General features: G+C 59.1%; 9 protein-coding genes and 1 pseudogene. 3 read left to right on the top strand and 7 right to left on the bottom strand.

The annotated features are described in order from the left end of the window. Positions 1-166: 166 nt before the first annotated feature. A complete protein-coding gene (locus ACEN88_RS11090; protein WP_413339573.1) occupies positions 167-4,177 on the bottom strand; it encodes an OmpL47-type beta-barrel domain-containing protein in 4,011 nt (1,336 codons plus the stop codon). Between the two features lie 268 nt (positions 4,178-4,445). Between ACEN88_RS11090 and ACEN88_RS11085 the strand changes: the two genes are divergently transcribed. Both ACEN88_RS11085 and ACEN88_RS11080 read left to right on the top strand, forming a co-directional pair. Further along, positions 4,446-6,104, top strand: coding sequence for a family 43 glycosylhydrolase (locus ACEN88_RS11085; protein ID WP_413339572.1), 1,659 nt, complete (start codon positions 4,446-4,448; stop codon positions 6,102-6,104). Positions 6,105-6,173: 69 nt separating this feature from the next. Continuing rightward, the gene (locus tag ACEN88_RS11080; protein ID WP_413339570.1) at positions 6,174-7,187 is read left to right on the top strand and encodes a diguanylate cyclase domain-containing protein; all 1,014 of its coding nucleotides are present in this window, start codon (positions 6,174-6,176) and stop codon (positions 7,185-7,187) included. 273 nt (positions 7,188-7,460) lie between these two features. Here ACEN88_RS11080 and ACEN88_RS11075 read toward each other — a convergent pair whose 3' ends face one another. The 3 genes from ACEN88_RS11075 to ACEN88_RS11065 all read right to left on the bottom strand — a co-directional run bounded on the left by ACEN88_RS11075 (position 7,461) and on the right by ACEN88_RS11065 (position 9,236). Continuing rightward, positions 7,461-7,946 (bottom strand): hypothetical protein, encoded by a 486-nt coding sequence (locus tag ACEN88_RS11075; protein ID WP_413339568.1) that lies wholly within the window; start codon positions 7,944-7,946, stop codon positions 7,461-7,463. Between the two features lie 22 nt (positions 7,947-7,968). Next, on the bottom strand, positions 7,969-8,238 hold the full coding sequence (locus ACEN88_RS11070) for a hypothetical protein (RefSeq protein ID WP_413339567.1): 270 nt from the start codon (positions 8,236-8,238) through the stop codon (positions 7,969-7,971). A gap of 194 nt (positions 8,239-8,432) precedes the next feature. Next, positions 8,433-9,236 carry a hypothetical protein gene (locus ACEN88_RS11065; protein ID WP_413339566.1) on the bottom strand — a complete coding sequence of 268 codons (804 nt, stop codon included), beginning with the start codon at positions 9,234-9,236 and terminating at the stop codon, positions 8,433-8,435. 154 nt (positions 9,237-9,390) lie between these two features. Here ACEN88_RS11065 and ACEN88_RS11060 point away from each other — a divergent pair. Next, positions 9,391-10,386 (top strand): annotated as a pseudogene (locus tag ACEN88_RS11060) (IS481 family transposase). 102 nt (positions 10,387-10,488) lie between these two features. Here ACEN88_RS11060 and ACEN88_RS11055 read toward each other — a convergent pair. The 3 genes from ACEN88_RS11055 to ACEN88_RS11045 form a co-directional block, all read right to left on the bottom strand. Beyond that, positions 10,489-11,070, bottom strand: coding sequence for a hypothetical protein (locus ACEN88_RS11055; protein WP_413339564.1), 582 nt, complete (start codon positions 11,068-11,070; stop codon positions 10,489-10,491). 17 nt (positions 11,071-11,087) lie between these two features. Next, positions 11,088-12,620 (bottom strand): LysM peptidoglycan-binding domain-containing protein, encoded by a 1,533-nt coding sequence (locus ACEN88_RS11050; protein WP_413339562.1) that lies wholly within the window; start codon positions 12,618-12,620, stop codon positions 11,088-11,090. A 14-nt stretch (positions 12,621-12,634) separates the two neighbouring features. Further along, positions 12,635-14,211: DUF2345 domain-containing protein (locus tag ACEN88_RS11045; RefSeq protein WP_413339560.1), on the bottom strand; the 1,577-nt coding region annotated here is incomplete at its 5' end.

The raw sequence follows: 14,211 nt of genomic DNA, 5'->3' as shown, positions 1-14,211 counted from the left end.
CCCAGGAAGTACAGCTCCAGGAAAGCCGGCCCCGAACCCAGCGACGCCGTGTCGATGTCGACGTGATAGAGCGGGGTAGCGGCTGCCTGGCCGCAGGTGCCGGTCAGCGCGGCCGCGAGTGCCAGCCAGGATAAGAAGTGCTTGAAGCGAAACATGGTCAGGTCCTTTACTGGATGCTGACGAGGGCCGGCGTATACGCGATGCCGGCTTTGTTCGGGTTGGAGAAAGTGGTCGTCAAGGTGACGCTCTGGCCCGGGGCCAGGCCGGCGACCGGCAGCGCCATGTACGGCACGCCGTCCTTCACGCCGGTTTGCGTGTCCAGCGTGACGCCGGCCGTCAGTGCCTGCAGGCGGAAATGCAGCGGACCCGTCAGCGTCTGGCCGCCGGTGTTCGTGATCGTCACCGTGCCCGTGTACTTGTTGGTGAAGCGGTTCACCGTCAGGCCCGAGCGCGCGATCGATGCGAAGGAGGTCACGTCCGCCGATTTGTCGATCGACACCGTCACCGCGTGCGCCTGTTCGGTGTTGCCCGCCCAGTCCTTGCTCCAGTAGCTCACCGTGTGCGTGCCGCTCGTGGTCAGCGTGACGGAGTTGCCCGTCTGCTGCGCGCCGCCGTCGACCGTGTAATAGGTCGCCGAGACACCGGAACCGCCCTGGTTGTCCGCGGCCGTAAAGGTGATCGTCGCGTCCGTGGTCACCGTGCCTTGCGGCGCGGTGGCCGTGGTGCCAGGCGCGGTCGTGTCCGCGGCGTTCACCGTACCGTACAGGCGCAGTTCCGTCATGTTGCCGAACCAGGCGTTGGCGTTGGTCATGCGGATGTAACGGTATGGCGTGGTGCCGGTGATCTTCAGCGACTGCCACTCCGGCGTGTTCCCGGCGAAGGTCGAGATGTTGGTCCACGTCGCATTGTCATTGGAACCCTGGACGACGGTGCCGTTGATCCGGCCCGAGTACTGGTTCTGGGGACCGATGACGTCGACGCGGGACAGCACCGTGGTGACGCCGGGCCGGAAGTCGAACTTGACCCAGCCATTGTTGCCGCTGCCGTTGAGGCGCAAGTCGGTGTTCGTCGTCAGGTTGCTGTCGAACAGTAATTTTGCGTTCTTGATCACATCGGTTGCATTGCGGCCGTTGGAATCGGTGACGGTCGCGATGTCGAGCACGTTGTCGATGTAATCCTTCTGGTCCGCGATGAACAGGGTCGACGAATCGGTCGGGAACAGGACGGGTTCGGCGGCGGTACCGTCGGCCGTCCTGTAGTTGAGGAGCAGCTTCACCGGTCCCGGTGCCATGGTGGCCTTGACGACTGTCGTCGCCGTCCAGTTCAGATTGTCCGTGGTGGTGACGGTGGCCGGTTCGCCCTGGATCGTCGCACTCGCGTTGTTGATCGGCTCGGACGACTGGAACGTCAGCCTGATCGTGTTCCCCGGCACGACCCGGTTCTTCAGCGCCTGGTCGGAACCCAGCGACACGCTGGTCAGCTTGTTCACGGTTTCATAGCGGGTGCCGAAGATCCGGAATTCGCCGAGTTCGAGGATGTTATACGACCAGAGATCATGGATCATCGAGAGCTTGAAGAAGCGATAGCGCTTCGTGCGGAACTCGTCCGCCACGTGCAGCGTCTGCCAGCCCTCGATCCCGAGCGTCTCGTCGGGCGAGATCCGGGTCCAGTTCTCGTTGTCGTTGGAACCGAAGATGGTCACGCCGCCGACGCGTTCCGGGAAGCTGGTGCGCGGCTGGAGCTGGAACTTGTTCGCGGCGACCTTGAAGCTGGGACCGAAGTCCAGCGTGAACGTGTGATTGGTATCGCGGGCGATCGTGAACGCGATGAAGCTGTCGGTATTGTTGTCGACCCCGTTCGCCGCCCAGTCGCCGAAATTCGTCACCAGGTTGGTCTTGAAGAACAGGTTCGTGTAGTCCATGCTGCCGTCCTTCAGCAGCGGGGTCAGTTCACGCAGGCCGGCGACCGCGTTGCGCAACGCTCCAAGCTTCTGGAAGTAGGTGTCGTCGGTGCCCGAGCCTATCGTGTTCTGCATGTCGGCATAGGCGCTCTCGTAGGCCGTCTTCGTCGCGGTAACGTACAGGGTGTCCGGCTTGAACGGCGCGGCGACGGTCGCCACGGCGGCCTGCCGGTCCGCGGCAACTTCGACGATGACACGCCTGGTGGTCACCGAGGTGCCGTCCGATGCTTCGGCGAGGAACGTGTAGGTGCCGGCCTGCGTGGGTAGCCACGAGAACGCGCCCGTACTGGTATCGAACGTGGCGCCCTGCGGCAGGTCGTCCATGTTGTAGGTCACCACGTCGCCGGCCGCCGGGTCGGTCGCCGACAGGTCGAGCGTCACGGGGATGGTGGCGCCGGCATACGTGTACGCCGTCGTGTCGCCGGTGCCGGACTTGAAGACTGGCGGGCTCAGCAAGGTGCTGGACTTGACGTTGATGTGGTCGATGTCGACCGTCGTACCGGCACCGGTGATCTTGAGCGGCAGGAAATCGCCCAGGTTCATCGGCACCACGACGTAACGCCACTGGCCCCGCGTATTCGGCAACGCGACCGACATGCCGTCGACCTCCATCATGGCCTGGCCATTGGTGCGGATGCGGAAGCCCATGTTGGGGATGGCGGCCCCGTTATAGCTGTACACGGCGATGCGCGTGCCTTCCGGTGTGGCCGTGCTTCTCACGAAGCCGGTCGTTCCTTCGGCCTGCGCGACCGCATTGCTGTCGTATGCCGTGAACCGGTCTTCCACTTCGCGATAGGGATCGACGATCGGGATGCCCAGGTATTTGCTGCCTTCCGCTTCGGCGGCCTTGGGAAGCGTCAGCCAGAAGTCGCCGCCGCCGTCGACGCCATCCCAGTTGTAGGCCTTGCGCTTGGCGTAGATCGTGGTATAGCCCGGCGCGATCTGTTCCAGGTCGAGGCCGCGCACGTATTTGTAATAATAGAAGGCTTCCCAGTTGTTCTGGGTGAGCCGGCCGCGGTACGACGGATTCACGTTGTTGTACATCGCGCGGATGCTGCCATCCGGATTGACGCTCATGGCGACAGGCACCCATGGGATGTCATAGCCGATCATGTATTTGCCGAACAGTTCGTGGACGGCCAGCAGGCGGTCGTCCATGAATTCGTACGGGCCGACGGCGTTGGATGCCGTCGACGGCGTGCCCGCCACCGGATCGACCTTGGTACCCTGTGCCATCATCAGGCGCGCGAGGATCTCCGAGTTCGTGAGGTCGCCGGCGCCGTGCGCCTGGTCGCGGCCCATTTCGACGTGCTGGATCTGCGGCGGAATCTCTTCGCCGGTGGCGTCGTTTTTCGTGACCGTCCGGAACAACTGCTTGATCGATCCGGTCCAGGCCGGATCGGGGGCATCCTTGTTGACGGTGAACCACTCGACGGCCGTGTCATAGCCGTCGCGGTCGCCCATGAAGATCGAACCGGACATCTTGGCGATGGTCGTGTACAGGTGCTGGTTCATGAACCGGCAGTTGCAGTTGTCGAAGGTCTGGATCACCGGCGTGACCAGGTTCCTCGAGAAGTTGACCGTATCGTCGTCCGTCCATGCGAGCGCCGGCGTCTGGGTGCTCGTGTAGCGCAGGATTTCCGCCGCCGCCGTCATGCGGCTCAGCGGGATCCCGGTATGGATGTGCGAGTCGACGAAGTACACGTACTTCGACGGATCCATTTTCCCGTACAGGCGGATGATCCGCATGGCGTTGGCGCGATAGACGTCGTCGCCGGTCACGTAGTACAGGATCGCCTGCGTGTAGGCGGTCAGTGCGTCGTTGATGAACAGGCCGTTGGCGCCCTGGGAATCGATCCCCAGGATACGCGGCTGCGTCGGGTCGGCGCCGTTGACGTTCGAGATGCCCACTGTCCGCGACGCTTTGCCCGACTTGAGCATCATGTTGAAGTGGGTATTCCAGGGCTCCTTCTTCGCCAGGACCTGGGCCCGCATGGTTTCCAGGGTCTCCTTCGTGAGCCCGACCCCGGGATGCTTGAAGCCGTTCGCATCGATGGATTCGCTGATGACGGGCTGGTAGCTGGTCACCATCGTGTCGATCGGGTCTGCGGCCATGGCGACCTGGCCCGGGTAGGGCACCAGCGTCGCGGCGATACCGATTGACACCGCCATGCAGGCGATGCGCCTCGCCGCACGGTCGAATTTAATTGCCCTCATGTTTGTTCCCCCATTTTTCCACCTCTTCTCGTGTTTAGGTTACCGATAACATCTTTTGCCGGAGCCAGAGTCGGGAAAGGCCTAAATCTGCCTCCAGAGGTTTTTAATGTATGAAAAACGTCCGCGTCCGGACGGTATCGACAGCTCCAGCCTGTAAAATTGCCGCACTGGCTAGACAGAAATGTACGTTATCGATACCATACAATTGTAGACCTAATCCCCGCCAGCGGACACAAATTTTTAACGATCAGGACCATTTGCAACGGACATGCCAACCTTTCCCGAACATAAATTCTCCCGCTGGTGCGCCGTCGCACTGTCCGGCCTGCTGGCCGCCGCCGTCACGACCGGCCCCTGCCAGGCCGGGGAGGCCGTGGCCTGGGGTGATTGGGCCAAGTGGGGCGATCTCGGCAACGGCCGCTATCGCAATCCCGTCCTGCCGGCCGATTACAGCGACCTGGATGCGATCCGCGTCGGCGACGACTTCTACGCGATTACATCGACGTTCCAGTTTTCTCCGGGGATGGCGGTGCTGCATTCGCGCGACCTGGTCAACTGGCGCACGGTGGGCCACGCGGTGCCCGACCTCACGCAGATCTCGCCGGAACTGGACTGGACGCGGATGAACCGCTACGGCCGTGGCATCTGGGCCGGCGCCATCCGCCACCATGCGGGCCGGTTCTGGATTTATTTCGGCACCCCGGAAGAAGGCTATTTCATGACCAGCGCGGAACGGCCGGAAGGGCCGTGGACGCCGCTGCAGCACGTGTTGCGTGCAACAGGATGGGACGACTGCGCGCCGTTCTGGGACGATGACGGCAAGGGCTACCTGGTCGGCACGCACTTCAGCGACGGCTACAAGATCCATCTGTGGGAACTGAGCGCGGACAACCGCAGCCTCGTGCCGGGGACCGACCAGGTGATCTACCAGTCGAAGGGCAGCGAGGCCAGCAAACTGTACAAGTTCAACGGCACCTATTACCACTTCTTCAGCGAAGTGCAGGGCGACGCGCGCGTGATGATGATGCGGCGGGCGCCGTCGATCCGCGGACCGTGGTCCGAGAAGCGCCAGCTGATGCAGGCGGACCGCGCCGCCATGGAGCCGAACCAGGGCGGGATCGTCCAGGGCCCGGACGGCAACTGGTATTTCTTCACCCACCACGGCAGCGGCGACTGGGCGGGACGGGCCGCGAGCCTGCTGCCGGTCCACTGGATCGACGGCTGGCCGGTGATCGGGCAGCCCGACCGCGCCGGCATCGGCACCATGGTGTGGGAAGGACGGATGCCGGGCACGCCGTCCGTCCGCCGGTTCCCGCAAGGCGGCGACGACTTCGATGCCGGCGCGCTCGCGCCCGTCTGGGAATGGAATTACCAGCCGCGCATGGACAAGTGGTCGCTGTCGGCCCGTCCCGGCCATCTGCGCCTGCACGCCTTTCCCGGCCTGGACGGCGCCAACCTGCTCAAGGTGGGCAATGTGCTGACCCAGCGCGTCGTGCGGACGGGCAGCCAGTCGTTCGCAGCGCGGATAGAACTGGCGGGGATGGCCGAGGGCCAGCATGCCGGCCTCGTCCACTTCGCGGCGCAGCCGCGCGCCGCCAATCCCGCCGAATCCACGGCGTCCGCGGGCATCGTGATGGTGGAGGGCAAGCGTTACCTGGAAGTGTCCCGGGACGGCAGTTACACCCGATTGCAGCCGTGGAAGCACGATGCGATCTGGCTGCGCTCGACGTGGGGGCTGGATGGCAAGACCACCCTGGCCGTCAGCGCGGATGGAGCAAGGTACGAGACCGTGCTGCCCGACTTTTCGTTGACGTGGGGCGCGTATCGCGGCAGCCGTGTGGGCGTGTTCACGTTCAATCCGGCCGGAGAACATGGCTACGTGGACGTGGACAAGGTGGATTATCGCATCGACAACCGTCAGTATTAACTTGTCAACAAGAGGCAAATGGTCCACACTGGTTGTGTGATTATTTGTGATATTTCTCTTTGACTAGACATGAGCACCATCACGCTGGACGCGGCCGTACTGCTGGACATCATCGACATCCAGACCGAGATCGCCTGCCAGGGCCTGGATCTGGGCGGCGTCATGCAGTTGGTCAGCCAGCGCGCCGCGACGCTGTGTCGGGCCGAGGGTGCTGCGTTGGAATTGGCCGAGGGCAATGAGATGGTGTACCGCGCGGCAGCCGGGCTCGCCCGGGCGCAGTTGGGGTTGCGCCTGCGGCGCGAAGGCAGTCTGTCCGGCCTGTGCGTGGACAGGAATGAAATCCTGCGTTGCGACGACGCCGAGCTCGACCCGCGCGTGGACCGTGCAGCGTGCCGCAAGGTCGGCCTGCGCTCGATGCTCGTCGTGCCGCTACGCCATGACGAGCATTCGGTGGGCGTGCTGAAAATCGTGTCGTCGTCGGTGAACGCCTTCGGCACCTGGCATGCGCAGGTGCTCGGCCTGCTGTCGACGCTCGTCGGCGCGGCGATCTACCACGCGGTGCAGAATGCGTCGAACGACCTGTACTACCGCGCGACGCACGATGCCCTGACGAGCCTCGCCAACCGGGCCCAGTTCTACGACAGCCTGCGCCAGCAGCTGGCGCGGGCGGCACGGTGCCATGGACACATCGCCGTCCTGAACATCGACATGGATGGGCTGAAAGCGATCAACGACAACCTCGGCCACCGCGCCGGCGACGCGGCGCTGTGCGAAGTGGCCAGCCGCATCGGCGCCGAACTGCGCGCGGACGACATGGCGGCGCGCGTCGGCGGCGACGAGTTCGGCGTGATTCTCGTCGGCGTGCGCGACCGCTGCAGCGTCGCGAACAAATGCCAGGCATTGACGACGGCGATCGGCGCGCCGTTCGAGTTCGAAGGGCGCGCGCTGCCGCTGGGGGCGAGCGTCGGGTTTGCGCTGTGGCCGGAGGATGGGGACGACATGGAGCGGCTGATCGAACTGGCCGATCAGGCCATGTACCGGGTCAAGCATGGGCGCCGTGCGGGTGTGGGCGCGGGCGCCTGAGTGTCATTTGTCGTCGAGTTCGGCCCTGTCGCGTCCGATAATCCGGAACGACGTGCTTGCATTGTTCGTCGGCGTCAAATCGATCTCCATCCAGGCGTTGCCGAAGATGCACTTTTCATTATCACGGCATGTGGCTGTTATCGAAAGTACCTGCGGCGGGGCTGCAGACACCGTCCCAATTATCATCATCAGGACGAATGTTGGAACCAGTCTGGGGTGATGGGGCATGTGTAGTGCTCGCCATAGTCGGGGAGACCGCCGGCGCTTGAGTCATCAAAATAATGAAAGATACACGAGAACTTTTCCGGATTGTTCGCACGAAAAACCGCTGACCTTGCGTCCGGATTTTTTTACATTTGCTTGATATGCGTGGCATCCGGCAGCTGTTGCGAGGTCGAGATTCGCGTTCTTGTTCTTCTCCATAATGTTTCGGAAATGGCTTGAAATCCATGGTCGCGCGGCTTCTGGAACAATATATACACTTTTGTCGTTCGTGCCGCTCGTGAAATTGTCGGCATTTGTACCCGGTTCAATTTCTGCAACTAGGGTCATATAATCCGTGGGGCCCGGTACGCCGCCTTCATATTCTGGCGTTCCGAACATTTCCCATCGAGCGGACTTCAGATCGGACGACAGATCGACGAGCTGTTGCAATGCCATGACATCATCGGAGGCTTTGAGTTTTTTATCTTGGGCCGAGCAACCGGAAATACAAAGAACCGCTGTGGTGGCAAGCATGGCAAACGCGTAGCCGGCCATGGCGGGCTTCTCAACGCACACGTTAGGGCTTTTGAACTGTTTCAAGCAACGGTCTATCATCTACGATTTCTCCGGCAATTTGTTCGACGAAGTACCACTTGCAGGCGCGCTCTACAAAGGCACGCTCGTTCCTCGATGAGATGTAATCGGCGAACTGCATCTTTTTGTATGCGTGGCACCAATTATCGAAGTACTCGTCGGTAGGTTCTACACGTTCCTTGTTTCGAGCGGCGTCATTCGGCGCCCCCCAGATCTTGTCACGCCCAACTATTGAGAGGTATTCGAGTGCCAAGTCGCTGAAGGTCTCGCAGAGATCGAGTGCACCGTACCGCTGACGCCTGCGATGTCATACCACTCGGTAGCACGCATCTGTTTTTGGTCCACAAGTGCACGCAGACAATCGTTCAACATTGGATGAGCGCAGGTTAACCAGTTTGCGGCAAGATGGCCTTCGGCCCAACCGTGAGCAACAAGCGAGAACGTGACCTAATTAACTTTGGGCACCGTGCTCCCCTCACACATCTCGTTCTCAACGGCACCTCCTTGTACTTTCATGTCGATACAAGCGAGGATCTGCTTGTTGTTCTCGACTTTTCGAACATATTTATTCCGAATGGTGGCTGGCGTTGTCGAAGAGCCGCCCGGGTGCGACCCTTTCCAATCGAAAAGATAGCCATTGTCAATAATTTTCATTGAAGGGGCTGGATCCGCTAGTGGTAACGGATCCTTGCTGCCGACAGCGCTCGCGCGCCAGATATCACGCATGGTGGCAGTCTGAACGTCATACAAGTAGTATGTGACGCCACTAAAGAATTTGCCAGTTCTATACTGAATTCGCGGGCAGCTTTTCTGTATTACCGCGTGCTTATCCGAAGCATCGACAATCTGAAGGTTATACTTTGGGCAAAGATTGTCCGGGACATTTGGCTCGTCAATTTTAAACGTTTGATTGGAAGAGGGTGTGTTGAAATACAGAAGCCCTTGCGCCGGTGCTAGTCGCATAGAGAATTTCGCACTCTTCGTTATCAATATTTCCAAATCTGACTTCTTCGTCGATGTGGAATAGATAGGAATTTGCCAGCGAGCCTGATCAGGTCCATCAGACTTTATTTTGCTCTGTTCCGCACGTGCCTCGCGTAACAACACATCTTGCGGGTCTTCTCCGGTAGCGGTGTTTCCACACGGCTTGCTGGTGCAACGATAGTGTGTTTCCGAAGCTTCTTGGCTCCATGCTGATTGGGAAATGCAGCCGAGCATGCCGATTGCCAGTGCGATGATGCTTATGCGCATGAGTGTCCTTTAGCTGTTTAGTTTCGTGCGATCATTTACCTCGTCGTAGCTGGTCTTTGTTCCGTGCAAAGGCTATGCTGGGCGACTTGATTGCTGGGTTCAGCAGTCCTGGCATTCAACCGCAACAGGAGCAGTCCGCAGCACGAGTTCACGCATCCATCCACAAGCCCGTACCACCCCGAAAATCCGGCAGGAGATCAAGGATTCGGGCCTGTCGGACCGGTAGGCCGCAAAGGTCTTCAATATCAGCCGCGCTACCGCCCGCAAATGGCTCCAGCGTGATGACGTACAAGACCGTTCCCATCGTGCCCATACGTTGCATACGACTTTGAGCGCGGCACAGGAAGCCATCGTCCTGGCGCTGCGCCAGTCACTCTATCTTCCCCTTGACGACCTGCTGTTCATCACGCGACAGCACATCAATCCAGACGTTTCCCGCTCGGGCATCGCGCGCCTGCTCAAGCGCGAAGGGATGTCGCGTCTTGAAGACGTGATCCCGAAAGCCGAAGGCGAAGCGATTCAAGCGAAGAAGACCTTCAAGGGCTACGAGCCGGGCTTCATTCATATCGATATCAAGTACCTGCCCCAGATGCCGGTCGAGACCTCGCGCCGCTACCTGTTCGTCGCCATCGACCGCGCCACGCGCTGGGTCTTCATGCACATCTACGGCGACATGACCGAGAACAGCAGTGTCGATTTCCTGCGCCGCCTGAAGCTGGCCTCGCCCATCAGGATCAGCAAGATCCTGATCGACAACGGCTCGCAATCCACCGACCGTTTCGCCACCAGGGACAAGAAGCCCAGCGGCCAGCACGCCTTCGACTTGGCCTGCGCAGCCCTGCCTGCCGAGCATCGCCTGGCGCCGCCACGGCACCCGCAAACGAACGGCATGGCCGAGCGCTTCAACGGCCGTATCAACGAGTTGCTGCAGCAGACCCGCTTCGACAGCAGAGCCGATTTGCAGGCTACATTGATGAACTATTTGAAGCTGTACAACCACCATATTCCGCAACGTGCACTCGACGCAAAAACGCCTATCCTCGCGCTCAAGGAATGGCAGCAGAAACGGCCAGAACTATTCGTTAAACGCGTTTACGATCAAACGGGACTCGACACGCCCGGATGCGCACCTGAAGGTCACGCGTCATAGTGGAGACGCTGTCCGGCAGACCGAGCCTACGACTGTCGGATAGGCGACTGTATTTAATTTCTGAAATATTTCAAAGATAAGTTAATTTTTAAAAAGGTGGTATCAATCGCCGATCGGACCTATCACTTCCCGTTGAGGGCGATATAAATAGCGCTGAGGTCCAGCTAAATCAATAAAGGTTTCCTGTTTTCCCCACTTGACTTTTTTCAGGTGTTCGCATATGTCATCGTCAGGATTGTAGGAGAACGGCTTAGATACAAAGGGCTTTGTGTCAGTAAAGTCAAGCATGATATAACGTCTCACGCAGTTACTCGTTGCGCCAACAGAAACGATCATCCTTTTCACATCACCCGGGCCGCTCTGATTACCTTTGCTGGAAGCCCAATCGATGACATTTGTGAAGCTGTCGAGCATGAGTGATTGTTCGGATCCTCCTTTGTCGGTAACGCCTTCTAAATTCACGATGGCTTTTCCGTTCAAGAGAATTTTGATTGCAGGGGTTCCCCGCTCGCCTGAACGGTCCAAAAACTCAAGCGTTCCGAGTCCGGTATGGTAAGAATAATAATCGGAGCCTCGTTCATCCAACAAAACTTTTTGTTGTGGGCCAATCGGCCTTTTGGCGTTTTCTGAGTGGCACAAACTTACGACGGTGCAAAGCATGATCGTAAAATAGAGCTTTTTCATTATTTATTGATGATTGATTAGCGAATAGCGATTGTAAGGTCAATAAGGTGGCGCGGAAGCGTGCCCTGTCTTGTACACATTTTGTCGGAAATGATGATCTTGTTGTCAATAAACTCGCCGAGCCAATTTCGATGGGCCTTGAGATAATCACCACCCGCCCGCTTTGCACGTATTTCCGCGCCTTCATCTTTGATCTGGGTTCTAAGAAGAAGCTCCGCTTTCTTTGCACTCATTGTATTATAAATGAAAGATATAGCATCATCTGCTCCGAGATGATGGGTTAAATAAATCACTTTCGCCTTTTCCCCGTCTGGAATGCTGTCTACTTTTACGCCTTTAGACTTCAACATCTCGAGGTTCTGAAGGCCATAGTCAACGGCTGTATTGATCGCGCATTCGGGATCATACCGCAAATCCAGGAGATTTTGAATATTCTTATCACTCGACGTGGCCCATTTCCGTATAAACCTACGTGAAGAAAGTAATCTATCGAGGCTGGATTTCGGTGCGGAAGTGATTACTGTGCCGTCAGCCAAGTTGAATTGAGGATATGTTTTCTCCACCTTGTCTTTACCTCGTTGCACGGTCTTTGTCTTTTCAGTAACCCATCCCTCGCGTTTAGCGCGTTCGTACAGGAACGTGCCCTTGGTGAGGGCCAGACTTATCCATGTGGCGTCAAGAAACTGTGTCATTCCTCTGGCAGACGATCTTGGATTCTCAGAACGAGGGTCCCACTCACCAGTGTCGTATGTTTGCTTGATAAATACTGGCGTGCCATGTGCGTCAGTTTTTTGTTTGCCAGTTTTTTTGTCAATAACTGGCAATTTTTTTACGTTTAAAATGCGAGCCGCTTCTGCGTTCATAATGGCAGCAATAGCATGAGGCGACAGTTTTGAACGTCGCGAGGCTCCAAGAATGATTTCGCGATACTTATGGTTGGCTTCCAGCCTCAGATTTTCAGGATTCGGACATTCCAATGCGACCTGCTGTACAGGATGGCCGTTCTGGCTCCGAGTAAAGGTAGTGCTTCCAATCTCTTGTCGGGTTGTTTCGACAGGTTTGGCAGGTTGAGCTGGACCTTCATGCAATTTCTGTTCAGAAGTCCTTTTTATTTTTGGACTAACAACTCGCGCGTGTGTCGTGGGGCCCGCTGGCTTTACCTCGGAAATTGTCTTCCATTCACCGGCTAATGTCTTCACGGAAATCTTAATTTCGTCACTCGGCTCGAGGACGACAGCAGGGACGAATCCATCGCTGTCAGTCGAGTGATGCAATTTGTGTGCGCCAATCGTTAGATTGACATGCATACCTTCGATAGGCTCATTTGAGGCATCAATAAACTGGCAAGTAATAATCGAGAGATCATCGAGCTGCGGGAGTGGTAACGGACCGAGCTCTTCAGGTGTTACCTCAATAGCCGGACGCGGCAATATAAGTACTTGATCTATTTTAATGAGATTATGGTTGTGTATGTCGTTTAATGAGGCGAGTTCATATCGATCGACCTTTTCCCGGGCCGCAATACCGGTTAGGGTGTCGCCCTTTTTCACCACATATATCCTGTTCATTCTTCTGCCTCCAAATCCATCCAGTCGTCTGGTTCTAACGTCACGGGATCCTGATCGGCAGTTATGTCGGTAACCCAATTTCCGCTTCCGACAAGGACGACGAATTCTTGCGGACGTTCTTGATCGGTTAGTCGCTGCGTCCTGCCATCGCCTTGCGTAGTGCCGGTATACGCAACCTCGAAGCTTTCGGTGTCAAAGACGTCGACATCGACGCCTGCCGCCGGCTTACCCGTGATAGCCGATGTCGCTGTCCAGCGTATGCTATATGGCTGTAGTATTGGCGTAACAAGACGATGCGGGAGCTCTTCCAATCGTGCGGCACCGAATGAACCTTCATCAAATACTTGTTGCGCGCCTTTAACGGAAAACCTGCCCGGACAGGCAAACGTAATATCCTTGCCGTCCAGCGTCACCGACGCCTGCCCCGCCTGCAGCACGATCTTCTTGCTCGCCTTGACCTCGATCCCGTCATTGACCGAGATGACGGTGACTTCCTTGTCCGCCAGGATCTCGAGCTGGTCCGTATGCGCCTGCACCGACACCGGCCCGTTACCGGCGAACGCCTGTATGCCGCCCTCGTGCGCATACAAGGACGTCGCCTCGGCCGACACCGACGACGACGTGTACGCCGCCGTCATGTGCATGTCCGACTGCGTCGTCCAGTGCAGATGCTGGCCCGCGAACAGCACGGTCGACGCGGGCGTCGCCCAGTTGATGCCGGCCTGCGAATCCATCAGCACGACCGGCGCGCCGAATTTTTCGACGGGCGACGACGTATCGAGGTCGCGCGATCCGGGCGTCGACTTCGCGGCATCCTGGCCGTTCACCGGGCCGGCGAACTTGCCCTTGTCGGCCGGATCGATCTGCGCGAGGAAATCCTTCTGCGCTTGCGCGGCCGCGTTGCTGGTCAGCGCATGCTGTCCCGTCGCAGCGTCCAGCAGGGTGGTGCCGAGCGACTGCGCCGCTTTCAGGCTGTCTACCGCTTCGGCCGCGTCCATCTGCGTCGAGCTGACGCCGGCGCCTTGCGCGGAACGTGCGCGCGTCGTCAGCAGCACGCCTTCCGCGCCGCGTACGACGGCCCAGGCATCCGTGCGCAGTTCGAAGCCGCTGCCGCGGTAGTGGCCGCGCTGCGCGCCGCCTGGCGCCTGGCGCACCAGGTGGCCCAGGTTCAGCTGCGTGGCCGCCGTGCTGGTGGCGAGGCGCATGCGCAGCTGACCCTGCGTATCGTCCAGCTGCCACTGGTTCCAGCCGGCGCCGTCGAAGGTCTGCGTGTGGATGCCGGAGATCGTGCCCGCGTGGTCGACGCCGGAATCGACGCCCGCCGCGAACGGCGGCGCATCCGCGCCCGTGTACAGCTGCGCGACCACGATGGGGCAGTCGATGTCGTTGTCGATGAAGTCGACCAGCACTTCGGTGCCGATGCGCGGCGTGAATTGCGACCCCCAGTTCGGGCCTGCCAGCGATTCGGCGACGCGGACCCACGTACCCGAGCGGGCGTCGCCGGGCGCGCAGCCTGCGTCGTCGGTGTCGTGATCCAGGCCGCCCCGGTTCGCCGCAGCGCCGCGCTGCCAGG

The sequence above is a fragment of the Massilia sp. CT11-108 genome, from assembly GCF_047302915.1.
GTDB classification, from domain to species: Bacteria; Pseudomonadota; Gammaproteobacteria; order Burkholderiales; family Burkholderiaceae_D; genus Telluria; species Telluria orientalis.
The sequence above is the reverse complement of the archived record's forward strand: the minus strand, read 5'-3'. Positions and strand labels throughout refer to the sequence as shown.